Consider the following 24871-nt stretch of genomic DNA (forward strand, 5'->3'; position numbering starts at 1 on the left):
AAGCGAGCCGTCATTCAGTCCCGGCGAAACTGAGAATTCTGTTGAAGCGAAGATCTTCGCTGAGGGCAGCCCGTCTGGCGCGCGCGTGCAAACGCTCCGCCGCGTGTTGGCCATAACTGCGGAGTGCGCGTCCTGTTGGTCCTGAAATCGGCTGCGCCCGTTTCGATCGCTTGCCTAGCAACCGAAGAAGCTTCGGGTTCATGAAGCGTTTGAAGAGCTCATCATCGAGCGCGACGATCGTTTCGTAGCTACCGGGATCACCCTGGCGGCCGGCGCGCCCGAAGAGTTGGCGGTCGATGCGGCGAGACTCGTGATATTCGGTTAGGATGACATGCAGGCCGCCTCGGCTCCGGACCGCAGGATGCAGCTGTATGTCGGTGCCGCGGCGCGGCCATGTTGGTGGCGACGGTAATTCGGCCCGGTTGACCCGCGCCCGCAATGATCTCGGCCTCTGCCTGGTCCTGTCGCGCGTTAAGAACCTCAGATTCGAGTCCGGATTTGCTAAGCAGCCGCGCAATTTGCTCAGAGGCTTCAACCGAGCGGGTCCCGACGAGCACGGCGCGACCTTCGCGAACGATGTCGTGAACAGAATCGACCACGGCGTCCCATTTGAGGTTGGCCGTCGGAAACAGGCGTGTGCCGGCATTCGTTCGTCGCAATGGTCGGTTCGTCGGGATACGCGCAACTCGGAGGCCATAGATGCCGTACAGTTCCCCCGTCGGCTCGATCGCCGTGCCGGACATGCCGCAAAGATGCATGTAGCGCCGAAAGAATCGCTGATATGTAATTTGCGCAAGGGTCGTGCGTCGCTCCGTGATGGTGCAATGTTCCTTGGCTTCGATGAGCTGGTGAATGCCGCCTTCCCACGAACGGTCCGGCATGACGCGCCCGGTATATTCGTCGACGATCTGCACCTTGCCATCAGCGACGATATACTGAACGTCGCGTCGGTAGAGATGAAGGGCGGCAAGCGCGTGTTGAGCGAGTTCTTCACGTGCGCGCCGGATCGCCCATAGGCCCGGTTGTCCTGCAGCGAACTGAGCGATCTGGCTCTCGCCGCGGGTTGTTAGCCGCACCGACTTCTCGTTTGCACGCACATGAAAGTCGTCGCCGGCCACCAGGCGTCGAGCGAGATCCAGTGCGGTCTCGTAGAGGCCGTCGGTGTTCTCGGGCCCTTCTTGCGTTCCGGAGAGGATCAGTGGCACACGGGCCTCATCGATCAGGACGCTGTCAGCCTCATCCACGATCGCAAAATGCAGCCCGCGCAGAAGCAGGGATTGATGGTGACCGGCAGGTCGGCCGTTGAATATCGCGTCGAGAGAAAGTCGGGAACGGGCGCGGCGGGGGCCGAGCGCGAGCCGATCGCGGAGATAGTCGAACACAAGCTCCTTGTTGGTGCAATACGTGACGTCGCTTGCGTAGGCTCTTTGCCGCTCCTGCGGCGACTGCCCAGGCTCGACGAGCCCGACGGTGAGATCAAGCGCGTTGTAGATAGGTGCGAGCTGTTCGGCGTCGCGGCGCGCGAGATAGTCGTTGACCGTGATGATATGAACCGGACGTCCCATGAGTGCGGCGGTGATCGCCGGCAGCAACGCCGTCAAGGTCTTGCCTTCACCGGTTTCCATTTCGGCGACCGCGCCTCCCATCATGGCGGTGCCGCCGAGCAATTGTACCGGGAAGAGACGCTTCCCGACGTGACGTCGCGCCGCCTCGCGCGTAAGCGCAAACGAACGCGCCATCTGGTGCGAGTAGAGGGGGGCTGACAGCAGTGATGCGCGCAGCTCCTCCGCGGTTTCACGCAAACGCCGGTTCGTCAGGACAGCGAACTCCGGTTCCAGATCACCGACAAGCCGGACAAAGCGGCCGAGGCGGTCACGCGCGAGGGCCGGCTGCAGGAAGGGCAACACCCGGCCCCAAGCGTCGAGCAGGGCGGCGTCGAGTGCAATGTCTCGGCGAGCGGCCTGCTCCGCGTAGGGTGCGTCCACCGCCACCGGGGCCGAACCGACAAGGTGGCGTTTGCGCTTGAGCATACCGAGCCCTTAGACCTGCAGCTGGGACAGCAGCAATTGTCGGAGACGGCGCCAGATCTGCTGGCCCGGCGGCTCCCAACTGAAGTTGAAGCGGACGTAGGCGCGACCGCCGAACGCGGTGGCTGCCGGTGCATTCTCGGGCAGTACGAGATCAATTTGAAAGACGCGCTGCAGCGTCTTTAGCCCTTCGGGATCGCTGGGGTCGACAGTGAAGGCGCCCCCGCCGGAGCCCCCCAGAGCCCTGCTGGGGAGAACATCACGGCCTGACGGTATTTCGCGAATGGATTCTATTGGCAGCGTCTCATCTGGGCGCTCTGCGAGTTTGACTTCGGCGCTCTGCAGCCGATGACGAACGAGGTCGATGTCGTCCTGACGGATTGTTGCGCGCACGACTCGTGAACCGGGAGTAAGTACGTAGCCGATCTGTTGCCCTTCGCGCAGGAAGCGTCCTGGCAGATCTTGTGGTTTCATAACCGAAAAGGTGCCCTCGCTGCGGCTCTGCACGATGAGGCGTGCGTCGCGATCGGTTGCGGTCGCGAGCTCGGCGCGCGCTTGCTCCAATTCCGTCGTGGTGATCTCCGCGCTCGCCCGGTCGGTAAAGCGCTCGATGGCAAGCCTCGTCTCGAGCTCGGCGACCCGTGCGCGGAGAATTGCAAGCTGGGCCTTGAGTGTCGATTCTTCGCTTTCGACGAGCGCTTCCCCGGCTGTGACGTGCGCACCCGGACGGACCAGAAGCGCGCGCGCGAAGCCATCGGTTCTCGCGCGCACGATTGCGTTCTCCGGCAACCAGACGACGCCTTCCGTCGTGCTGTAAGAAGGGGCCGGAACCAGGAAAGCCATCAGCCCGGCGGCCAGGATCATGCCGAAGCTCGCTGTTACTGCGCGGGCGCGATTGCGATGAAGCCTCGGGCTCGCGAGCACGAACCAGAGTGCCTTGCCGATCGGCAGCACAACACCTGTCAGCAGACTCCAGACCGCGATCGAGACGCCGAGGGCGAGATACTGCGAGGCGACGAACACGGCGATCGCGAGCATCACGGCCTGTCGGTAGAGGAAAGCAGCCGGTGCGTAAAGAAGGAGCCAGGTTCGTTCGCCGGTCGTGGCCACGAAATCCCCCGGTTCATCGGCGCCAAACGCGTAACGATTGACCAGGGAGGCCGAATACCGGGTAGCACGCTGCGCCAGGTTCGGGATTTCCAGCAGGTCCGCGAGAATGTAGTAGCCATCATAACGCAGGAGTGGATTACCGTTGTAGACCAGGGTCGAGACGCCGGCAACGGCCAGTGCGTCGAATGCGAGCGCGCGGACAAGCCCAGCCTCCACCGTGAGCCATACGTAGAGCGCGAGCGCAGCGAAGAACACTTCGACGATCATTCCGGCCGCGCCGACAAGAGCGCGCCTCCACTTGCTGCGGAATGCCGATGCCGCAGAGGCGTCAACATAGGGCAGCGGGGCGAACACCAGGATCATTACTCCGAGTTCGGGTACTGTTCCCCCGAACGCCGTGACCGCAAATCCGTGCCCAAATTCATGCAGGGTCTTGAGCAGGAGATACACCAGCGCGAGCAATAGAAGGTTATCGGTGGCCAGGATTCGGTCGGAGGCGTCGGATGTGAGTTCCTGCCAGTGTTGGGCCGCAAATAGAGGGGCGGGCAACACCACCAGCAGCCACAGCACGGCCCCCGGCAAGCCGAACAGCCATTCTGCAAGTGGCCGGGTACGCTCGAAAAAACTGACCGGATGCCAGAGCGGAATCCGTAGGGCCAGCGGGTAGAGCACGTTGCCGAGCCACCTGGATCGTTTGGCTTTCGAAGCACGTGCGACCAGCGCGCTTGCATCCGGAGTGACTTCGGTTTGCAACAGGTCGTAAGCGCTGAGTTCGGCCAACAACTGGATGACGTCGCTCTGGCCCGGCGTCTCCTCCGCGAGAGTGGATCCGACCTCGTGCCAGATCTGGTCGACCGTTCGCGCGCCGTCCATCGCGGCCACGATCATGTAGCCGGCGGGCGACAAGCGGTGCATGCGGCCGGTCGCGTGATCCTGCACGACATACCAAGTGCAGCCCCGATACCGATGTCGGTAGACCGAGGTATGATCGCGAAGCCTCGGCCTGCGTTGCGCGACGCGATACCAGGATGAGCTTAGAAACGGGGCTGCGGTCATGTTGCCCCTCTCACGGCAGGTACTTCCACGCGGCAAGGCGCAGCCAATCGATGACGGGATGCATCCAGATCCACGCAATCGAGCGTCGTCCGGAGTTGATCTTTGCAACGCCTTCCATTCCGGGGCGCAATGCAAGGCCCGGTTCCGAGAGGCGAGCCTCAATTCGAAAAGCATTGCGTCCTTCCTCGGCGAGCGTAACCGGCGTGATCTTGCTAAGGGTCATCGGCACCGGTTCGCCGGGCCTGCCTGCGAGCGCGACGGTTCCGCTTTGTCCGACCGCCACGAAGCGAACATCACGTTCGTCGACTTGAATGATCAGGCGATAGGAATTGAGTGGCGCCACCTCGAACAGCGTCTTTCCCTTCTCGACGGGAGAGCCGAGCATCTGGCTCAGGTCGCCGGAGACGACGACACCGTCGAACGGAGCGAGGATCCGGGTGCGCGCGAGCTTGTCTTCCGCAAGAGCCAACTGGGCCTCCGCCTGCCGGATCTGCGGTTCCAGTACCGCGAGGCCGTTGCGATCGTGCTTGGCGAGCGCCTCGCGATCGCGCTGAAGTAGCTTGTCGAGTTCGGCTCGCCACTTCAACCGATCGAGAACAAGATCCCGGTCGTCGAGCAGGGCGAGAAGATCGCCCTGCCGCACCGTGTCGCCAGCCCGAGCCGGGGCCGCTCGAACAAATCCGTCGAACGGAGCCACAGCTGCGCGCTGCACTTCGGCCTCAAGCACCGATTTCGCGGTGACTCGGTGCTCGCCTTTCGCAAAGACCAAGGTCAGCGCAAGCACCATGACACTGCCGATGCAGAGCTTGAGGGTCGGCCGCCGTGGGCCGAACAGTGCCGCGCATCCGTCGCCGATACCGTCAACCGCCCGCCCGCCCAGGAGCCGGTTCGCCCGCAGCTGCAATCCGATCTGAGGTCCCAGCAGCGCCGCGATCCCCTCTATCAGCTTCAGCGCGTCGTCCGTAAAGGGATCGGCGCGGTGACGTTCCAAGGTGAGAGCGCCGGTCGGTTCTCCATCGGGGCCGACCAGTATAGCTGACATCGCCGACGAGCCCGGCGCCTTTGCTTCCGCCGCCAGCGCCCGATGGGCGATGGCCACGACGCGCCCCATCCTCGGCAATGGTGGATAAGCGACGCATGCACGCTGCTCGATCGCTTCTTCCATTGCGCTCTCGATCGCATTGACGAGGCGGCTCTCGCGTTTGAAGCTGGCGGAGAACGAAACTGCGCGCAGGCTGATTGTGCCGTTTCGGCCGACGATACCCAGCGACGCGCGCTCGCACTGCAGGCGGGTTGCCAGCTCATTGACGACCGCGATTGCCATGCTGCTCAGCCGCGGCTGCGCGTTCACCGTGGCGAGGAGGTCGAGGCACGATGCGGCTCGCGATACGTCAGACGAGAGATCCTTGGTGCGCCTAGCCCAGGGCAATGACTCGAGCCAGCCCGCGCCCCAGCGCAGTTGCTCGGCGACGATGGCCGGGGTGACCAGCGGCCTGGCGGCCGTCGTCGTCAATGCGATGGCCACAGCCGCAATCGGCTCGTTCGCAGTGCCCAGCGGCAGAGCAACTATTAGGACCACAGGTTGCGCGGGCCGTGAATCAGGACCGACGCGACCGGGAGCAACGACCAGGCGGCGCTCCGCGTAGGCGGTCTCGGCCAGGCGCATGAGATCGCTGGCGTCGACATCCCGAGGCGGCCACGTTACCGATAGTAACGGCGCAGCTGAATTAACCCGGCGCATGAGCAACAGGCCCGCTGACACGCCGGCAATACGGCTGCATTGCAGCGCCAGCCAGGCCGCAACAAATGCCGCTTCGTTCTCCGCATTCAGCAATCCTTGCCAGTGCGGCGACGACGTCCTATCTGCGGGCACCCTCCGCAATTGTGGGGCGGGGCCCCCGCTTGCCGTCAAGTCGGGTTCAGGCATGTGCTGTCCAGGACAAGTGCCGATCAATGACTTGATGGTGCCCGTCGGAGGGCGGCGGCCGTTTTGAGCCAAACCCTTTTATCATATTATTTTCATGTCGCGTTATTTTAATTTCATTAAATGTACATTAATATTATGTGCAATGAGCCTGGAAGCGGAATTGGGGAACTCGCATGGTGGGTTCGATGGAGAGAATTGTCCGCGGAGCTCAGTGCCTGAGCTACATCGTGTTGTGCTTGCACCTGCCGGCGGCGAGCTTGCTTGCCGGATCCGGTGCAAGGGCAGAGACCACGGAAATCTCGGCGGGGAAGCGGGAATTCAACTGCGTGATCGAGCCGCAACAAACCGTCAAGTTGGCGAGCTCTGCGGTCGGTACGATCGCGCGCCTTGATGTTGATCGCGGCGATATCGTTCGGCAGGGCCAGATCATTGGCAAGATCGAAGATGGAGTCGAGGCCGCAACGCTGGCGCTCGCGCGGGCGCGCGCAACCAATGATGCCCCCGTGAAATCGGCCGACGCCCGCGTGCTGTTCCTGCGTCAGAAGCATGAGCGTCTGAAAGAGCTTTATGCGCGGTCCGTCAGTCCTCTCGCCTCACTCCAGGAAGCCGAAGCGGAGGTCCAGGTTGCCGAGCAGCAGCTCAAGGAGGCGCGACTTAACCAGGAACTCGCTCGTTTGGAGGTCGCGCACGCCGAAGAGGTTTTGAATCAACGCGAGCTGCGTAGCCCGGTCGACGGCGTGGTGGTCGAGCGGCTTCTCGTTCCGGGTGAATATCGAAATGACCAGAGCCCGGTCCTCACCCTCGCACAGATTGATCCGTTGAGGGTCGAAGTGTTCGTGCCCACCGCATATTTTGGTCAGATCCGTACCGGCAGCAGAGCCGAGGTGCGACCGGAGCTGCCCATCGGAGGCGTCTATATCGCCTCTGTCGCCGTTGTCGACCGTGTACTCGACGCTGCCAGCGGAACGTTCGGGGTGCGTCTTGCCTTGCCGAACCCGCGTTTGGCGCTGCCGGGGGGAATTCGCTGCAAAGTCGCCTTCGTGTTGGACGGTGACAATCCGGCTCTGCTGGCCGGTGACGCGACGTCATCCCGCCAAAAATAGAGTGCGTGATCATTGCGAGAACCTGAGGCGGTCGATTTTGACGACCCCGAAGTGCGGTTCGCAGAATCTCCGAAATTGAATTGCGCTTGTATTTTATTTAACCGTGGTATTTAATATTGCGAATTGATGGTGTGAAATTATCTGATTGGAATTTAAACATGACGCTGAATTCCTTCGGAGACGTCGAGTTCGTCGGCGAAATCGAATGGGATGGCAAGGCGATCGTGGTCGGGGCAGCGACCCCGTTTGGGCACGTGTCCTGCAGAATCCCTCGCGAGACGATCCACGCGCTCCCGGTCTATTCGGACGCCCTCGAACGCGAGATCCGTTTGGAGCGGCACCTGATTTTGGAGCGGCTCGCCCCGGCGCTACGGGCAAAGATCTCCACTTCGGGAGCAGGCGAGCCGGTGGATTTGTGGCCCTGGGAGATCCGCCGCGCACGCCCTGCGGCCGTCGCGAGCGCATTACCCACCGATCAAGAGGCCCCCGGTAACATGCCGGAGGCGATGGAAAAGCCGCAGCCGTCGTGATGGCTCAGCCGGAATCGATGGCCGAGTTCGATCGGCGGCCTCAACGCGACCGAGCCGCGGCACAATAGCCCTGAATGTCCAATCCGAGCGTTCGGATTGAATCCCGCTCGTAGGCTCCATCGCAGGCGTCGGTCAGGCGTTTGCCCTGCGCACAGAATTGGGCGAATGACCGCGGACCAGTGCGGCGATCCCCTGTGCAGGAGATGCGTCCACTCGGTGCATCCATTCGCCTGGCGTGCAACGTCACCGTTACGATTGTGGGCTGGACCGTGGGGACGAAGTCGGAGCCCGGCCGATCGCAGCGCGATGCTCGCGACACGAACGCTCCTGCCGACGACGGACGCCAGGGCCGCGCGAGAGTGGCAGCGCTCCCGGAATGAGGCAGCCGCCGTGTAGTTGACCTTGCTTGCCCACTGGCAGGCCGGGTCCTTTGGTCCGCGCTGGATTAATTAATCGCTCCGTTATTTTTGTTGATAATTTTATCAAAATTAATATCATTAAATAAGAGAAGATGGTTAATCGCACGGTTCTGGCCATGGCTTTGCTGCGGCCGGATCCCATCCTCAATGGTGCTTGCAAGGGGATCGGCAGATGTATCGAGTCTCCGGCTCCGTCTTGATTGCAGCGGTCGCCGTGATGGTCGGAGGTGCCCCGTGGGCGGGCGCAGGGCGCCTGGCGATGGCCACGACTCCTCAAGCAGCACCAGTCCGCATCAAACTCGGACGGCCCACGCTTCCGCCTCTGACGTACACGATGTTCTGCCAGCGCTATGAGGCCGAATGCCGGTCGCGGCGAGGCTTCCGGGGCGGTCCGGTCCGGCTGACGGGCGAGCGGTGGTTGGAACTCTTGGATGTCAATCGCATGGTCAATCTGGCCATTGTGCCGGTGCCCAACGACCAGGGCCTGGCCGACGAGGCGTGGAGCATCAATCCCGATCGCGGGGACTGCAATGACTACGCCGTAAGCAAACGTCACGAACTCCTTCGGCGTGGCTGGCCGGCGCGGGCCCTGCTACTGAGCGAGGTCATCGTTGGTTCCGGACGGCATCATCTGGTCCTGCTCGTCCGCACCCTGAGCGGCGATCTCGTGCTCGACAATCTCGCCCTGGAGATCAAGCCCTGGTCGGAAGTCCCCTATCGCTGGTTTCGCGTGCAAATGCCGAGCAGTCACCAGCTATGGGCGACGATCGACGGCAAAGGTACATAATCCTGACCGCGCGAGCAAAATGCGAATCATCCTTTCCTTGCCAGTAGTAGCACAGGAGGGCGGTTCAGGCCCCCCCCTCGAGGGCTTTCCATTCAGTTCCGGAGCGATCTGCGGCTCTGTGGCGGATTGTGGAGGCCCTGTCGCGACATCAGGCGCTCCAGATCAGTCCTCCGAAGCCCTTCTGGTTATCTATTGCCTCGCAAATCATGGTAGAGACGCTTAGGGCCGGCCGTGCGAGCCTTGGCGCGAGAACTGAGAGACACCAATGCGACCTAGTGACTTGTTTCACTCTCCCATGGACGAAGAATTCGAGAAATGGCTATCGAAGTTTGCGACGCTCGAAGATCTATTTTCCTCTCGGGATCAGCTTTACGCCAAGCTCGGTCGTCAGCAGATCGAAGGGACCATCGAAGACCAGGCCATCGTGTCAGGGCTCGTCTACTTGGGTCCGAATAGTCACGTCAAATCGGGGGCCGTTCTAAGCGGCCCTCTGATAGTTGGCCCGGACTGCGTCATTGAATGTGGGGCGAGAATTCTTGGCAGGTCATTCATTGGGACAGGATCACAGCTTCGAGCCGGGTCATTCGTTTCTGATAGCATAGTCATGAACCGCTGTACTCTTTGCGAGAACTCCGTTGTGCAGAACTGCGTTCTCGGGTCTGACGTATTGGTCAGAGCGGGGTGTCTCGTGGGAGATGCAGCAGCTGAAGCGCCAGATCTGGTGGCATTCGTCGGCGATGGAGCTAGATTGGGTCTTGGGGCTATAATCTGCCCGGGCTCGATTGTGGCTTCATCCGACAAAGTCGCGGCAGGATCCATCGTTCGCAATCCTAAGGGATCCGAGGTCTACTTTTAACAAGTCAGATGCGCTACAAATGAAGAAGCTTTCGCTTGTCGACAGACTTGAGCGCCTTGCTGAGAAGGGCGTAAATCTCGTTGATCCCCGCCAAACATTCATCGACGATGAAGTCCAACTGGATCGCATTTTTCCGGGATCTGTACTGTTTCCGGGGACCCGCTTGCTAGGGTATGGAACCGTTGTTGCTCCTGGCGCAAAGCTGGGGACCGAGGGACCGGCAACCGTTGTAAACTCGATCGTTGGAGAAGATGCGGAAATCGCCGGCGGATTTGTCACCGACTCGGTGCTTCTTTCGAAAGCTAGAATAGGCTCGAGCGGGCACGTTCGCGGGGGTACTCTCCTTGAAGAGGAGGCTTCGACTGCTCATGCGGTCGGCCTTAAGCACACGATCCTGACGAGCTTCGTAACGCTGGGTTCGCTCATTAATTGTTGCGACTGCTTCATTTCAGGGGGGCGCTCAAGGTCCAATCACACGGAAATCGGTAGCGGGTTCATTCATTTCAATTTCACCCCGTGGGGAGAAGCCGGCGACAAAGCAACTCCCTCGCTGATTGGGGACGTTCCTCAAGGAGTCTTTCTCAGGCAGGAGCGAATTTTTATAGGTGGCATCAGTGGAATGGTCGGCCCTAACCGCATAGGCTACGGCACCTTCACTGTTGCCGGACAGGTCATACGTTCGGATGTTGGAGCCAGACGAATCCATGCCGAAACGCTGCGCGGAATCGACGCTCCTTGGACCTTCGAAGCAAGAGGACTCTCTGGCCCAAGAGTCGAACGAAACCTAGAATACGTCGGCCAACTAGCGGCCCTTCGCGCTTGGTATGTTGCGGTACGGAAAGCACGCTTAACTGGCGAGCAGAGACAGTCTCATTTGGGGATGGCGATGGATGCAGCGATCCATCTCATCGATAGCAGTATGTCGGAGCGGTGGTTCAGGCTTGCTCAATTTCTTGGAGTCAGCACTCTGCCTGCTATGCAGCTCCCCTCAATTGCATGTCCGTTGGCAATAGAGCCAAGCTCCATGAGCCATGTGGAATGGCTGCGGACCCTGTCTGACGATGCGGTTAATGCCGGTACAGATTGGTTGCAAGCCATCGTGCAACAGTTTGTTCGAAATAATCAAATTAGCACTTAGAATCATCACGCTGCAGACTGGTTATGCAGAGACGAAAGTTCAGTCGCGAGTTCAAGTTCGAGGCAGCGAGGTTGTCGTTGTAATCGGCCTTGCGGCTTATCGATGCGACGATGCCGGCAGGTGAGAACTGCGATAAGCGTGTGAGCTGCACACAGCGGTCGGAATGATGGATCAATCTGGTCTGCGGACGTTGCTGGTTGATGGCTATCGCCAGCGCCGCCGATGCGAGTTCGACCTGCATATGGTCTTGCATGGCCCAGCCGGCAATCTTTCGGCTGAATAGATCCATGACGGCCGCCAGATACAGCGTAAGCGTCGTTCCGCTCCCACCTTCTCGCGGAAGATGGGATAGGCGAGCTTCACGATCTCTTTGAAGGGATCGGCTTGTGTCTATGCTTGACCATACGCTTAAGTCGGACGTGACGGCGCGCCGGCTGGAGGTGATCACGGAGACGGGACGCCGTCGTTGGTTCTCCAAGGACGACAAGACCCGGATCGTCGAGGAGACGCTGGCACCAGGGGCGGTCGTTTCCGAGATTGCCCGTCGACACGGGCTGAGCCCGCAGCAAGTCTTCACCTGGCGCCGGCAGGCGCGCCGGTCGCCGGCGCCGATGGCTGACGATCCGCCGTTTGTACCGGCGGTGGTAGACGCCACAGTGCCGGCGGTGGCTGTTGGCCATGAGCGCAAGACAGCGCGACGCAAAGCCAAGCCGAATGTCCGGGCTCGCCGTTGCGACGCTGGGGACATCGAGATCGAAGCCGAAGGCGTTACGATCCGGGTCGGCCGAGGCGCGGACGTGGTGATGATTGCGGCCATCGTCCATGCGCTGAAGGCAGGTCGGTGATCGGCCCGTCCGGAACTGTCCGGGTGGTGGTGGCAACCAAGCCGGTCTGCCGCGCGGCGAACAGGATGGAAGTGGAGCGTCGACCATGATGAGAGGGCTACGCCGGGCTCGTGACGCAGGGAGGGCGTAGCCCGACCGGAGTTACGAGCCCGGCGTCGGCGCGATCCACAGCGGACCGCGCCGACTGGTGATCGCGGCCGGCTGGTTATGCAAGTGGTTCTTCCGCCAAGAGGAATCACTCGCGTGCCAGGCCGACACATTACCGATCACCAAATGAGGCTCTACATGAAGTACCGTCAGACCGATAGCCCACCCGTGGCCGCCGCCAAGGCTTCGTTCAGCACCTCGACCGCTTACCGGATCGAGAAGGATCGACGCCTTCCGTCGCAGAAGAAGGCTCCCCGCGGCCGTCGCCGGCCAGATCCCTTGGCCCGCGTATTTGAGACAGATATCGCGCCGATGCTGAAGGCCGCCCCCGGTGTGCGGCCGGTCACGATCTTCGAGGAGTTGCTCCGACGCCATCCCGAGCTCGGCGCCGGCATCCGTCGCACGCTGGAGCGCCGGATCCGGGCCTGGCGGGCGATCCACGGCGAGGAGCAGGAGGTCATCTTCCGCCAGACCCACGAACCCGGTCAGCGCGGCCTGTCCGACTTCACCGACATGGGCGAATTGGGTGTCACGATCGCGGGCGTACCGCTCGACCATCGTCTCTATCACTTCCGGCTGGCCTATTCCGGGTTTGAGCACGCCCATGTCGTGCTCGGCGGTGAGAGCTTCGTCGCTCTGGCCGAAGGCCTGCAGAATGCCTTGTGGTCACTCGGTGGGGCGCCACGGGAGCATCGCACCGACAGCCTGTCGGCCGCCTTTTGCAATCTCGACCGCGACGCCAAAGACGATCTGACGCGGCGATACGAAGACCTCTGTGCCCATTACGGCATGCGGCCTTCCCGCAACAATCGTGGCATCGCCCACGAGAACGGGGCGATCGAGAGTTCGCATGGTCATCTCAAGCGAGCGATCGGCGACGCGCTGTTGCTGCGTGGCACCGCCGACTTCGACGATCTAGCTGCCTATCGTGGCTTCATCGATGAGATCGCCAGCCGCCGCAATGCCCGCAACGCCAAGCGGATCGACAGTGAACGTAGCGCACTTCAGGATCTGCCGGACCGCCGCACGTCGGACTATGAAGAGGTGATCGTCCACGTGACGTCGTCCGGCGGCTTCACCTTGCGCAAGGTGTTCTACACGGTGCCGTCGCGCTTGATCGGCCATCGGCTGCGGGTGCGCCTGTATGACGATCACCTCGACGTGTTTGTCGGCGGCACGCATCTCCTCACCTTGCCGCGCGGGCGGCCGCATCCCAATGGCAAGCACGATCAGGTCGTCGATTATCGACACGTGATCCATTCCTTGCGGCGCAAGCCGATGGCGCTCCTCAACCTGGTCTACCGCGACCAGCTGTTCCCCCGGGAAGCTTACCGCCGAGCCTTCGACGTCTTGCGCAAACGCTTACCGGACAAGAAGGCCTGCCGGATCATGGTCGATCTCCTCGCACTCGCCCATGAGCGCGGTTGCGAGGCCGAACTCGCCAATCAGCTCACGGCTGACCTGAACGACGGCCGGCTGCCCGACCTCAACCGGCTACGTACTCACTTCGCCCCGGATCCCGCCCAGGTGCCGAACGTCGTGGTACGCCTCGCACCGCTCGCCACCTATGAATGCCTCATCGGTACCGCCGAGATCGGAGGCGCCGCATGAGCACAACCAACGTAGTCGACACCGCGCGCCTCAATCTGTTGCTCAACGAGCTGCGGCTGCCCGCCATCAAGGCGCTGTGGCCGCAATTTGCCGAGCAATCCGATATAGAAGGCTGGCCGGCGGCGCGCTTCCTCGCCACCATTGCCGAGCACGAGATCGCTGAGCGCGGCCGCCGCCGCATCGAGCGCCATCTCGTCGAGGCGCGGCTGCCTACCGGAAAGACCTTTGACAGCTTCGACTTCGAGGCCGTGCCGATGATCTCCAAGGCGCAAATGACCGCACTCGCCGCCGGCGACGGCTGGCTCGGCAAGGGCGCCAATCTGCTGCTGTTTGGTCCGCCCGGTGGAGGCAAGAGCCACTTGGCGGCAGCAATCGGCTTGGCCCTCATCGAGAACGGATGGCGCGTCCTGTTCACCCGCACCACCGATCTCGTGCAGAAGCTCCAGGTGGCTCGCCGCGAGCTCAACCTCGAGGGCGCCATCAACCGCCTCGATCGCTTCGATCTCGTCATCTTGGACGATCTTGCCTATGTCACCAAGGACCAGGCCGAGACCAGTGTGCTGTTCGAGCTCATCAGCGCACGCTACGAGCGACGCTCTTTGCTGATCACCGCCAATCAGCCCTTTGGAGAATGGAACAAGGTCTTTCCGGACCCAGCTATGACCCTCGCGGCGATCGATCGCCTTGTTCACCACGCCACCATCGTCGAGATGAACGTCGAGAGCTATCGCAGGCGGACTGCCCTCGAGCGAAAGCGTGGTCCAGGGCGGCCACCGGAGCACGCGACACAAAAAACGCTCGCTTGATTGACGCTCCGCGACAATCAAAGCAAACAAAACTCTTGCGCGCGACAATCATCGCGGCGATCATCATCGCGCCGCGACACTGACTCGCCATCCTGATCGCCGCGCTCTTCCGACCCAGATCGTCGCGCTATACCGGTCGACTTCCGCAAAGGAATGGAGGGGCCTGCGATGCTGGTACGCGAGCACATGAAAGCCGATCCGTTCTCGGGAGCTGTTTATGTGTTCCGTGCCAAGCGGGCGGACCGGATCAAGCTGATCTTCTGGGATGGTACGGGTTTGTGCCTGTTCGCCAAGCGGCTCGAGGAAGGCCTCTTCCACTGGCCGAAGATCGAGGATGGCGTGATGCGTTTGTCGGCGGCGGAATTGTCGGCGCTGCTCGAAGGGCTGGATTGGCGGCGTGTCCACGCTGCACGGGAGACGGTCGTCCCGACGCAAGCCGGATAATTGTGGGCCGCGCTGCGGCGAAGTGAATCAGAGGTATCGAGCACGTCGTCAGGCGGGCGCGAATATGCTCTGATTTGCCTGTGAGCGATAACCTTCCTGATGATCTTCAGACGCTGAAGGCGATGCTGCTGGCCGAGCGGCACGAGAGCGAGCGGCTGCGCCAGATCATCAAGGAATTGCAGCGTCATCGCTTTGGCCGGAAGGCAGAGTCGCTTCCTGAGGAACAGATGCTGCTGGGCCTCGAGGACGTCGAGCAGGTCGCGGCCTCTACCGAGGCCTGTCAGGACGAGACCGCCCCGGAAGGCCGGGCGGAGCGCGCACGCAAGCGCCGCAACAATCGCGGCGCACTGCCGGCATCTGCCGCGGATCGAGGTCGTCGTCGATATCGACGACAAGACCTGCCCCTGCTACCAGGGCGAGCTGCACCGGATCGGTGAAGACAAGAGCGAGCGGCTGGACATGGTGCCGGCGCAGTTCCACGTTGTCGTCACCCGACGTCCCAAATACGCCTGCCGCGCCTGCGAAGATGGCGTCCTGCAGGCCGAGGCTCCGGCCCGGCTGATCGAGGGCGGACTGCCGACGGAGGCAACCGTCGCTCAGGTTGTGGTGTCCAAATACGCCGATCATCTGCCGCTCTACCGGCAGGCCCAGATCTATGCCCGCCAGGGCATCCAACTCGACCGCTCGACACTGGCGGACTGGGTTGGGCATGCCGCCTTCCATTTGCGTCCGCTGCATGAGCGCCTCCTCATGGTGCTTCGAGCGAGGTGCAAACTGTTCGCCGACGAGACGACAGTGCCGGTGCTCGATCCCGGTCGAGGGCACACCAAGACTGGCCAGCTCTGGGCCTATGCCGCCGACGACAGGCCTTGGGGTGGCCTCGATCCGCCCGGCATCGCCTATGTTTATGCACCCGACCGCAAGGCCGAGCGGCTGTTCAGCCATCTTGCCGGCTTCAAGGGCGTCCTGCAGGTCGATGGCTACAACGCCTATCCAAAACTTGCCGAACGGGGCGAGGTCGAGCTCGCCTTTTGCTGGGTGCACATGCGGCGCAACTTCTATGAACTCGCGACACCCGGCCCCGCACCGATCGCAAGCGAGGCGCTAAAGCACATCGCCGCATTCTATGCGATCGAGAAGGAAATCCGCGGCCGCAGCGCCGAGGAACGTCGCCTCGTGCGGCAGCAGAAGAGCCGACCACTGACCCAGGCCTTTGAGACCTGGTTGCGCGCCAAGCTCGCTCTCATCAGCCAAAAGGGCAAGCTCGCCGAGGCCATTCGCTACGCCCTCTCGCGCTGGCAAGGGCTGACGCGCTTCATCGACGACGGGCGCATCGAACTCGACAACAATACCGTCGAACGATCAATCCGTGGCATCAAGCTCAGCCGCAAGAATGCGCTGTTTGCCGGATCCGACGGTGGCGCCGAACATTGGGCCGTCGTCGCTACCTTGGTCGAGACTTGCAAGATCAACGACGTCGATCCGCTCGCCTATCTTGCCGACGTCCTGACCAGGATCGTCAACGGGCATCCAAACCGCGACATCGATCAGCTACTGCCCTGGGCCTACCGAGCTCAAGCCCTCAAAGCCGTGGCCTGAGAACGACACTTACGATACAGCCAGCCCCTCCGCGGTCGGAATGTCGGTGATGTCGGCGAGCCAGACCCGGTTCGGGGCGGGAGCCGTGAAGTCGCGCGCGATCAGGTTCGGTGCGATCGGCAGATTGTGGCGGTTGTAGGTGGTGCGGACCCGACGAGGCGGCGCCATGATCGCCCGAATGCCATGCCGTTGCATCAGCCGCGATCCGACCACGGTTTGCGCAACGTCCCTGGCTGCGCAAGACGGCGTGGAGCGAGAGACTGCCGTAGCGTCCGCTGCTGACTTGATGGACTTGCCGGATCGCGGTCGGGAGGCTGGCATTGGATTTGGTGCGCTCACGCACTGGGCGATCGCGCCAAGCGCAACAGCCGGCCGGCGAGACCCGCAGGGGCGAAGGCGGCGCTAGGGGCGTGCGGCCCGAACCGCGCTGAGAAAGTCCGGCGCTGCAAAAAGCATCGTCACGGCGCGCGCGTAACGGCCGTGCCGCCTGCGAGCCCTGAACACCGCCGCCGCCCTAACGATATGGTCGGATGTTCAGCCCGTTCAGCGGCGCTTTTGTCGAGATGGGCGGTCGATTAGGAGATCATTCAGCTTCTTGCCTGCTCGAAGCTGGGCTTTCAGCCATCGGGGCTGCTTGCCGCGACCGGACCAAGTTTCGGATGGATCCCTCGGGTTCTGGTATTTCGGCAGCACTGGGGGGTAGGGGCGGCGAGGACGTGCCTCGTTCTCGGTCGGAGCGGCCGTCCCCTCAATCCTGCGAAGTCGCTCTTCGAGCTTGGCCTTTTCCGCGGTCATTCTGCGACCAAGAACGGTCGTGACCTCATCGTAGAGTTGCCACAGCTCAGCTGTGGACACGGATGCCCAGTCCTCGTTCTCCATGAAAGCCGCCCAACTAGCTCCGAATCGAAACCGGAATGGGGATTATCAGGTCAAACCAGGGTCCGGCAAGCTCGATCCACTCGCGCGCCTGCGCCGGAACGTGGTGGTGGTGGGACTTACCGGCTGGGCCCTTGCTTTCGAGCGAGGGGGCGCCCCCCAGGCGCCCTCCGTCTGCGGGCTCGTCGTCTGGGTGCAAGCAACCGCTGCTCGGCCCTAAACACGCGACTACGCAAGTTCTGCAATTCAGTGAATTGAATGATGAGCGCTTGATGATTTTGACGCAAAACAGCCGCAGAATACATGTGACCACCTAATCGTTACAAGATCACTTTTGACCGCTTGGCAAAAAACTACGTCGGACGGTGAAGGTGCCGATCTGCTTTGCCGATCAGCGTTCAACGGTTCCATAAATTGAAACAGAAGCCTTTGTCGATTGTGATGCTTTCTGTTGGCCACCTCCATTGAAATCCCACGCTTGAGAAGCGTCACGCTCCTCAGCGAGCTTCAGCGAAACTTCGCTGAATGTTAGATTTAAATTGCGATTGTGGCTATATATCCTCGGCAATAATCGAGGTGATGATAAGATGAATTTCGATCCTAATACATCTCTGCCAAAATTTTTTGACACAACCATTTAAAATTGTCAATGTCGGAAGAATTCGTGGTCCCGCTCTCCAGCGAAGCCCGCATTCATGAGGTGCTGCATGCATTTCCAAAACAAGTTACACTGCCGCGGCTGATAAGGCCGCAGCAGGTGCCACGCTTTGAAGTTGTGTATTGGTTTTATGGTTAAGGTGCGTCACGCGTTTCAGTAGGGACATCGCCGGAATAAAGCGGCGCCGTGCAGGTTTTGATTCTCGGGCTGAGGAAACATGCGCCGCATCAGAATTGTCATCGCGGATCGGCACCCGATCGTCTTGCAAGGGATGCGCAGCGTCCTTTCCGCGCAGAGTGATCTTACGATCCTGGCCTCTTGCGGAGATGCAGCAAGCTGCAGCGAGGCAATACGGCTTCTTGTTCCGAACGTCGCGCTGGTAGATGCTGCGATGCCTAATATCGGTGTGCCCGGCCTTCTTGCTCTGGCATGAACGTGTTTGCAATGTATTCGTTTTTCTTCCTAACCTGAACGCGCCAGCTTCCCGATCTGACTTTTGTAAACGTCGGCATTGCGTGTGAACTCCACCCGATTTCGTGTGCGCTACATGTGCACCGGGAGATCAAATGCGGTACAAACGTGTGCAATTTTGGCTAGTTTGGAGTGCACACGTGTGCACGTGTTCCTGTTCTAGTCCGTTGAAATGATAGGATAAGTAGTTGGAATATCAAAGCTATCGCTTTTCCGTGGCGCCCATGATGGATTGGACGGACCGGCATTGCCGGGTGTTCCACCGTCATCTGACGCGGCGGGCGCTGCTGTATACGGAGATGCTCACCACCGGCGCCGTCATTCATGGCGATCGGCAGCGGCTGCTCGGGTTCGATCGGTGCGAGCATCCGGTGGCGCTTCAACTCGGCGGCTCGGATCCGCGCGAACTGGCCGAGGCTGCGCGGATCGGCGAGGCGTTCGGTTATGACGAGATCAATCTCAATGTCGGCTGTCCGTCCGATCGCGTAAAGGATGGCCGCTTCGGCGCCTGGCTCATGGCAGAGCCGGATCTGGTGGCGAGGTGCGTCGACGCGATGAAACGCACCGTCGCGATTCCCGTCACCGTGAAGTGCCGCATCGGCATCGATGAGCAGGATCCGGAGGTCGCGCTCGATGCGCTTGCACATGCGGTGGTCGCCTCCGGCTGTGACGCGCTGATCGTGCATGCCCGCAAGGCTTGGCTCAACGGGTTGTCCCCGAAGGAGAATCGCGACGTTCCCCCGCTCGACTATGACCGCGTCTATCGCCTCAAGCGCGCAATGCCTGGTGTGACTGTCATCATCAACGGCGGAATTCGCGGTATCGAAGACGCGAAAGCACATCTCGAACATGTCGACGGCGTGATGCTCGGCCGCGCCGCCTATCAGGAACCGTGGCGGCTCCTGTCCGTGGATCGGGAGATCTTCGGCGAAGCGGCGCCGCATGCGACCATGCAGGATGCGCTCGAGGTGATGATGCCCTGCATCGAGCAGCAGCTCGCGCGCGGAACGCGACTGCACGCGATCACGCGGCATTTCGTGGGCGCATTCCATGCCGTGCCGGGCGCGCGGGCCTTCCGCCGTCATCTGGCCGAGCAAGGGGTGAAGCCGGGCGCAGGTCTCGAGGTGTTGCGCGATGCGATCGCGCGCGTCGCTGCGCGCGCGCCGGCGGAGGCGGCGTAAGTCAGTTAGTCGACGGCCGTGCGCGAGCGGCGATGACTGCGCTGGAGTTCCGGATAACCGGTGAGCATCAGCTTGTCAGCGCGCACGCCCCAGCTTTCAAGGCGGTCGAGGAAACTCATGCCGAGCAGATTGGTCTTCATCTGGCCGCGCTGCACGACGAGGGCCGGCACCGACTTCTCGACGAGATGGCCGACGGCGAGACGGTCGAGCGTGAGCCGCGCCGCCTTGGTGTGGCCGCCCGCGGTTTCCAGGTCGACGTCATATTCGAGCATCTCGAGCGGCAGTCCGATTGCTTTCGCGGTTTCCCAGGTCAGCACCACCGATGTCGCGCCGGTATCGATCACCATCGGCGCGGTGACGCCATTGATCTTCGCGCGCAGCGTGAATTCGCCGCCCTGGCCGCGCGGAACCTGTACGGCCGGTGCAGGGGAGGCGGTCTGTCCGCGGAAAATGTGCGAGACCTTGTGGCTGGCCCGCGCGATTTGGTCGGCGTCGCCATAGGCGACCACGGCACCTGCCGTGCCGGCGAGCATGACCAGAACGAGCAGGAAGCGGATCATCGCGCGCCTCCGATGGCCCACGGGCGGCTCAGATGCGTTTCGGCGATCCCGCGATCGGCGCAAGTCCAGCTGCCGTCATGCGCGCCGGCAAGAGAGCCATGATCGCGAGCCGGTCCGCGCTTTCCATGGCATGCCAGCGCGCGATCTCGGGCAAGGTCCGGCCGCACCCGAAGCACAGCTTGGTCTTGGGATCGATCATGCAGACGGCGACGCACGGTGTTTCTTTGCTCATTCGGACATAGTGAGGGATCGTCGGACATCTCTGCAAGCATCTCGTTAAGAGCCTGTGCCCGCGCTCATGATCGGCTTGTGGCGCGGCCGGCGTTTCTCGTCGGGCAGGCCGGAACTCTCCGGCTGGAGCGGCGGAGAATCATCCGACAGCGGGGCGAGCGCGCTCATCACCCGCTCCGGCGGGAAGGTGACGATCACCTCGGTGCCGATGCGCAGCTTCGATTTCAGCGTGAACGTGCCGCCATGCAGGTCGATCAGGTTCTTGGCGATCGGCAGGCCGAGGCCGGCGCCCTGTTCGGCCGACTTGATCGAATTGGAGCCCTGGCCGAACGAGGCGAGCACGACCGGAATCTCGTCCTCGGGGATGCCGGAGCCGGTATCCTTCACCGAGAGATATTGTCCGCCCGAGGCGGTCCATCCCGCCTTGAGCCAGATCTCGCCGCCCTGTGGGGTGAACTTGATCGAGTTGGAGAGTAGATTGAGCACGACCTGCCGGATCGCACGCTCGTCGGCCCAGAGCCGCGGCATGGCCTGCTCGAACACTTCGTGGATGGTGATGCCGCGGCTCGAGGCACGCAGTTTCATCAAATGATGGCAGTCGGCGACGATCCCGACCAGCGACACCGCTTCCTCGTTGAGTTCGTAGCGGCCGGCTTCGATCCGCGACAGATCGAGGATCTCGTTGATGAGGTTGAGCAGGTGCACGCCGGAATTATGGATGTCGGCGGAATATTCCTTGTAGACCGGCACCGCGTGCGCGCCGAAAATCTCGCTCTTCATCACCTCGGAGAAGCCGAGGATGGCATTCAGCGGCGTGCGCAGCTCGTGGCTCATCTGCGCGAGAAAGCGCGACTTGGCGACGTTGGCGGCTTCGGCACGGTGGCGCGCCTCGTCCGAGATCGCCTTGGCCTGTTCCAGCTCGCCGATCAGCGCGTCCTTCTCTGCGCGCGCTTCCAGCGTGGCGAAGGTCGAGGAGTGGAGGCGGTGCGCCAGCAGGACGAAATAGCCTTCGGCGGCAAGCGCCAGCGCGGCCAGGATGTAGTTGTCCAGCGAACCGGTCACTGCGAAGCTCAGCGCCATCGCGACCGCGACCGGCGCCGTGGCGGCAAGGGCTGCGATCGGCAGGTTGGCAGCGAGCATGCTCGATACTGCGATCACCAGCAGCATCAAGAACATCATCAGCGTTTCCGTGACCATGTCGAGCACGGGATGGATCAGGATCGCCATCCAGCACAGGCCGTAGAGCAGGTCGAGCACGACGAAGCGCGTCCGCCACGCGCGCGTCGCCGCGGGCGAGGCGGGTTCGGTCAGGAAGCGCCGGCAACTGCGGATCATGGCGCTGTGGATGCAGAGCATGCCGACGGTCCAGGCCGCGGCCGGGACCGGCTGCATCCACAGCCCGAACAGCACGCCGGTGGCCACCACCAGCAGCATCACCACATAGGAGGCGGACAGACGCGTCTGGGCGTATTGCCGCAGCATCTCGGCGTCGAAAGCCGGCCGGGTTCCACTGGTCGACGTTAACCTGTCCCGCGCCTCGCGCACCCGCTGCGCCGCAGCCCTTCGGCTGCTCGCCGATGGCGCGCTCACCGGCTCGGCCGGCAGCTGCACAACCTCGGGCTTTTCAGCGGGGTTACTCATCAAACAACACAATTCCTGCCCACGCCGGGCGCGGGACTTCTGCGTTGTCTATCTCTGGCAAGAAATCCTTAAGAGCTGACTTAAGGAGCTAAAGAATTACGTTAACCCGGCGTTAATCCAATGCCCGGTTCCGACCTCGCTCGCGGAACCCGCAGCCCCTTCACCTGAAGAAAACGAGTGTGACCAACGCGAACGCCGGCAGCAGGAGGATGGAGGTCCAGGCCATGTATCCGAAGAAGCCCGGCATTGCGACGCCGCTCGCTCGCGCGATCGCGTAAACCATGAAGTTGGGCGCGTTACCGATGTAAGAGTTTGCGCCCATGAACACCGCACCTGCGGAGATCGCGGCCAGGGTCATGGCGCCATTCGTCATCAGATGCTTGGCGTCGCCTCCAGCAAGCTCAAAGAAGACCAGATAGGTCGGCGCATTGTCGAGAAAGGATGAGAGCAAGCCGGTCAACCAGAAATAGGCGGCATTGTTCGGCGTGCCGTCGGCGTTGGTGACCATGTTCACGACGGAGGCAAACGCGCCGGATTTGCCGGCGTTGAGGATCGCAAGTACGGGAATGATGGTGACGAAGATGGCGGCGAACAGTTTTGCCACTTCGATCATGGGGCCCCAAGAGAAGCCGTTCGCGTCGTGGTCCTCCTTCGGCGTGACGGCAAGAGATGCAAACACGACGCCGATCATTACGGCATCGCGCAGAAGATTCTGCAGCTGGAGGTGCGTGCCGAGAACCTCAAATCCGCCGAGGTCGAGCTTGGCGCTCAAGAGGATCGCAGCAATGATGACTCCCATCAGAGCGAAGTTGAGGCCGCCGCTGATCCGCAAGGGATTGTCCGGAGTCGGGTCCGGTTTGACGCGGCCTTCCTTGCGATAAAGATAAGTGTCGATGCAAAAGAACAGGGCGAGCAGAATCCAGGCCACGAACGTGGTCTGGGGGAACAGGTGCGTCGTCGTCCAGAAGAAGTCCACGCCGCGCAAGAACCCCAAGAACAACGGCGGATCTCCCAGGGGCGAGAGCGAGCCGCCGATATTGGACACCAGAAAGATGAAGAAGATGACGACGTGCGCGTTGTGCCGCCGGTCGTCATTGGCGCGGATGACCGGCCGGATCATGACCATCGAGGCGCCGGTCGTGCCGATGATGCTCGCAATCAGGGTGCCCAGAGCGAGCAGCAGCGTATTCAGAACCGGGGAGCCGTGAAGATTGCCGCGCACCACGATTCCGCCGGCCACGGTGAACAGAGCGAGGAGCAGCAGAATGAAGGGGATATATTCGAGCAGCGCGGTATGGATGAGTGCCTGGATGGTTGGAAGCGGGCCGTACCAGATGGCAAGCGGCAGGACGATCAGGGCGGCCCAAATCGCAGCAATCTTGCCCTGGTGGTGCTCCCAGAAGTGAGGCGCTGCGAGTGGAAATATCGCGATCGACAGCAGCATGCCGGCGAAGGGGAGCGCCCATTGCGGGCGAATGCTCGCCCCGTCGAGCGATGCGGCGAGTGCCTGCGAAGGTAATGCAACCAGGATCAGGAGCGCGACCGGGAGCAGGCGAACAATGAGGCGCGATCCCCGCCGGCAGGCACTACCCGCGGCGATCCCGGCGATTCCGGGTCGAAGCTCCGACGCGACGCCGGCGCAGGCAACGACGAGGATGGCGACGATCACGCTAAGCAAGGCTCCCCCAGAAGTTTATGCTTATTTCGGTTAGCACGTTTTGAACGTCGTCGCGGCCGGAGTCGCGACGACGTACGATGCTGCGCGGCCCTAGAAGAGGCCGCCACAGAGCCTCAGCGTTGCAGGCGTGCGAGCAGGCTCGACGTATCCCAGCGCTTGCCGCCCATCTTCTCGACTTCGGCGTAGAACTGGTCGACCAGCGCGGTGACAGGCAGGCTGGCGCCGTTTCGGCGGGCCTCAGCCAGCGAGATCGACAGGTCCTTGCGCATCCATTCGACCGCGAAGCCGAAATCGTACTTGCCCTCGTTCATGGTCTTGTAGCGGTTCTCCATCTGCCAGGATTGCGCGGCCCCTTTCGAGATGGTCTCGATCACTGCGGCGACGTCGAGGCCACTCTTCTTGGCGAAGTGGATACCCTCGGAGAGACCCTGCACCAGACCGGCGATGCAGATCTGGTTGACCATCTTCGTCAGCTGGCCGGAGCCGGCGGGCCCGAGCAGTTTGCACATCCGCGCATAGGCGCCTGTGATGATCGGCTCGACGCCCGAATATGCGTCCTGCGTGCCGCCGCACATCACCGTCAGCACGCCGTTCTCGGCGCCGGCCTGGCCGCCGGAGACCGGGGCGTCGACGAATTTGAAGCCAGCCTTGGTGGCGGCTGCGTCCAGCTCACGCGCGACCTCGGCGGACGCGGTGGTGTGGTCGACGAAGGTCGCCCCTTTCTTCATGCCGGCGAACGCGCCGTCGGGGCCGATCGTGACCGCGCGCAGATCGTTGTCATTGCCGACGCAGCACATCACGAAATCCTGGCCTTCGGCGGCGGCCTTCGGGGTCGGTGCGGTCTTGCCGCCGAATTTGTCCGCCCATTCCTTCGCCTTGGCCGCGGTGCGGTTGTAGACGGTGACCTCATGGCCCCCTTTTTTCACGAGGTGTCCGGCCATGGGGAAGCCCATCACGCCGAGACCGAGGAAAGCGACTTTAGCCATCTGTGGTACCTTGTCCGTAGTTTGGGTTTTACGGTTCTTGCCAGGCGAGGGGCGCCTGGGTTCCGCGGTGAGGGCGGATTGGAGGCGCACCATAAACCCTTGAGGCCAGAGGGCAACGGCTTCGTTTGGCGGCCCCCTGTGCTAGGATGGCGGACCCAAGGACTTCAAAAAAGGGAGCGAGAGC

Annotated in this window: 21 protein-coding genes and 1 pseudogene; 10 read left to right on the forward strand and 12 right to left on the reverse strand. The window is 62.1% G+C overall.

Annotated features, from left to right (window positions below; all coding sequences use genetic code 11):
* Window positions 1-10: 10 nt before the first annotated feature.
* Genes ABIA42_RS09660 through ABIA42_RS09675 form a run of 4 tightly spaced genes read right to left on the reverse strand, consistent with a single transcriptional unit; the run spans window position 11 to window position 6027 of the window.
* Window positions 11-373, reverse strand: coding sequence for a hypothetical protein (locus ABIA42_RS09660; RefSeq protein WP_370157195.1), 363 nt, complete (start codon window positions 371-373; stop codon window positions 11-13).
* Window positions 258-2030, reverse strand: a complete 1773-nt coding sequence (locus ABIA42_RS09665) for a DEAD/DEAH box helicase (RefSeq protein WP_370157133.1) — start codon at window positions 2028-2030, stop codon at window positions 258-260. The genes ABIA42_RS09660 and ABIA42_RS09665 overlap by 116 nt, the downstream gene beginning before the upstream one ends.
* A gap of 9 nt (window positions 2031-2039) precedes the next feature.
* Window positions 2040-4193 (reverse strand): PqqD family peptide modification chaperone, encoded by a 2154-nt coding sequence (locus tag ABIA42_RS09670; protein WP_370113972.1) that lies wholly within the window; start codon window positions 4191-4193, stop codon window positions 2040-2042.
* A 10-nt stretch (window positions 4194-4203) separates the two neighbouring features.
* Window positions 4204-6027 carry an HlyD family efflux transporter periplasmic adaptor subunit gene (locus ABIA42_RS09675; protein ID WP_370113970.1) on the reverse strand — a complete coding sequence of 608 codons (1824 nt, stop codon included), beginning with the start codon at window positions 6025-6027 and terminating at the stop codon, window positions 4204-4206.
* Between the two features lie 266 nt (window positions 6028-6293).
* Between ABIA42_RS09675 and ABIA42_RS09680 the strand changes: the two genes are divergently transcribed.
* The 4 genes from ABIA42_RS09680 (at window position 6294) to ABIA42_RS09695 (ending at window position 10953) form a co-directional block, all read left to right on the forward strand.
* Window positions 6294-7223, forward strand: a complete 930-nt coding sequence (locus ABIA42_RS09680; protein WP_370113968.1) for an efflux RND transporter periplasmic adaptor subunit — start codon at window positions 6294-6296, stop codon at window positions 7221-7223.
* A 158-nt stretch (window positions 7224-7381) separates the two neighbouring features.
* Window positions 7382-7753: a hypothetical protein gene (locus ABIA42_RS09685; protein ID WP_370113966.1), complete on the forward strand. Its 372-nt coding sequence runs from the start codon at window positions 7382-7384 to the stop codon at window positions 7751-7753.
* Between the two features lie 591 nt (window positions 7754-8344).
* A complete protein-coding gene (locus tag ABIA42_RS09690) occupies window positions 8345-8959 on the forward strand; it encodes a transglutaminase-like cysteine peptidase (RefSeq protein WP_370113964.1) in 615 nt (204 codons plus the stop codon).
* Window positions 8960-9834: 875 nt separating this feature from the next.
* Window positions 9835-10953, forward strand: a complete 1119-nt coding sequence (locus tag ABIA42_RS09695; RefSeq protein ID WP_370113962.1) for a UDP-N-acetylglucosamine pyrophosphorylase — start codon at window positions 9835-9837, stop codon at window positions 10951-10953.
* Here the strand turns inward: ABIA42_RS09695 and ABIA42_RS09700 are convergent.
* On the reverse strand, window positions 10943-11401 hold the full coding sequence (locus ABIA42_RS09700) for a DDE-type integrase/transposase/recombinase (RefSeq protein WP_370113960.1): 459 nt from the start codon (window positions 11399-11401) through the stop codon (window positions 10943-10945). The genes ABIA42_RS09695 and ABIA42_RS09700 overlap by 11 nt on opposite strands.
* Between ABIA42_RS09700 and ABIA42_RS09705 the strand changes: the two genes are divergently transcribed.
* From ABIA42_RS09705 to ABIA42_RS09725, 5 genes and pseudogenes are all read left to right on the forward strand, one after another.
* A complete protein-coding gene (locus ABIA42_RS09705) occupies window positions 11346-11798 on the forward strand; it encodes a transposase (protein WP_109146010.1) in 453 nt (150 codons plus the stop codon). The genes ABIA42_RS09700 and ABIA42_RS09705 overlap by 56 nt on opposite strands.
* 207 nt (window positions 11799-12005) lie before the next feature.
* The gene (gene istA / locus ABIA42_RS09710; RefSeq protein ID WP_080769320.1) at window positions 12006-13556 is read left to right on the forward strand and encodes an IS21-like element ISBj11 family transposase; all 1551 of its coding nucleotides are present in this window, start codon (window positions 12006-12008) and stop codon (window positions 13554-13556) included.
* Window positions 13553-14362 carry an IS21-like element ISBj11 family helper ATPase IstB gene (istB, locus tag ABIA42_RS09715; RefSeq protein WP_014497900.1) on the forward strand — a complete coding sequence of 270 codons (810 nt, stop codon included), beginning with the start codon at window positions 13553-13555 and terminating at the stop codon, window positions 14360-14362. The genes istA and istB overlap by 4 nt, the downstream gene beginning before the upstream one ends.
* 129 nt (window positions 14363-14491) lie before the next feature.
* Window positions 14492-14806 carry an IS66 family insertion sequence element accessory protein TnpB gene (gene tnpB, locus ABIA42_RS09720; RefSeq protein WP_370123573.1) on the forward strand — a complete coding sequence of 105 codons (315 nt, stop codon included), beginning with the start codon at window positions 14492-14494 and terminating at the stop codon, window positions 14804-14806.
* 122 nt (window positions 14807-14928) lie between these two features.
* Window positions 14929-16405, forward strand: a pseudogene (locus tag ABIA42_RS09725) (IS66 family transposase).
* 9 nt (window positions 16406-16414) lie between these two features.
* On the opposite strand, the gene ABIA42_RS09730 reads toward ABIA42_RS09725, so the two are convergent.
* Window positions 16415-16600, reverse strand: coding sequence for a hypothetical protein (locus ABIA42_RS09730; RefSeq protein WP_370113957.1), 186 nt, complete (start codon window positions 16598-16600; stop codon window positions 16415-16417).
* A gap of 348 nt (window positions 16601-16948) precedes the next feature.
* The gene (locus ABIA42_RS09735; protein WP_370113955.1) at window positions 16949-17284 is read right to left on the reverse strand and encodes an H-NS family nucleoid-associated regulatory protein; all 336 of its coding nucleotides are present in this window, start codon (window positions 17282-17284) and stop codon (window positions 16949-16951) included.
* A 1314-nt stretch (window positions 17285-18598) separates the two neighbouring features.
* Here ABIA42_RS09735 and dusA point away from each other — a divergent pair.
* The gene (dusA, locus tag ABIA42_RS09740; RefSeq protein WP_370113953.1) at window positions 18599-19591 is read left to right on the forward strand and encodes a tRNA dihydrouridine(20/20a) synthase DusA; all 993 of its coding nucleotides are present in this window, start codon (window positions 18599-18601) and stop codon (window positions 19589-19591) included.
* 5 nt (window positions 19592-19596) lie between these two features.
* On the opposite strand, the gene ABIA42_RS09745 is transcribed toward dusA, so the two are convergent.
* The 5 genes from ABIA42_RS09745 to ABIA42_RS09765 all read right to left on the reverse strand — a co-directional run bounded on the left by ABIA42_RS09745 (window position 19597) and on the right by ABIA42_RS09765 (window position 24687).
* Window positions 19597-20151 (reverse strand): TIGR02281 family clan AA aspartic protease, encoded by a 555-nt coding sequence (locus ABIA42_RS09745; protein ID WP_271529175.1) that lies wholly within the window; start codon window positions 20149-20151, stop codon window positions 19597-19599.
* Between the two features lie 28 nt (window positions 20152-20179).
* Window positions 20180-20383 (reverse strand): DUF1289 domain-containing protein, encoded by a 204-nt coding sequence (locus ABIA42_RS09750; RefSeq protein WP_370113951.1) that lies wholly within the window; start codon window positions 20381-20383, stop codon window positions 20180-20182.
* A gap of 44 nt (window positions 20384-20427) precedes the next feature.
* The gene (locus ABIA42_RS09755; protein ID WP_370113949.1) at window positions 20428-22023 is read right to left on the reverse strand and encodes a sensor histidine kinase; all 1596 of its coding nucleotides are present in this window, start codon (window positions 22021-22023) and stop codon (window positions 20428-20430) included.
* Between the two features lie 160 nt (window positions 22024-22183).
* On the reverse strand, window positions 22184-23575 hold the full coding sequence (locus ABIA42_RS09760; RefSeq protein WP_370123570.1) for a sodium:proton antiporter: 1392 nt from the start codon (window positions 23573-23575) through the stop codon (window positions 22184-22186).
* A gap of 239 nt (window positions 23576-23814) precedes the next feature.
* A complete protein-coding gene (locus tag ABIA42_RS09765) occupies window positions 23815-24687 on the reverse strand; it encodes an NAD(P)-dependent oxidoreductase (RefSeq protein WP_271529173.1) in 873 nt (290 codons plus the stop codon).
* Window positions 24688-24871 lie beyond the last annotated feature (184 nt).

The sequence above is a fragment of the Bradyrhizobium sp. USDA 327 genome (assembly GCF_041262065.1).
GTDB lineage: Bacteria > Pseudomonadota > Alphaproteobacteria > Rhizobiales > Xanthobacteraceae > Bradyrhizobium > Bradyrhizobium liaoningense.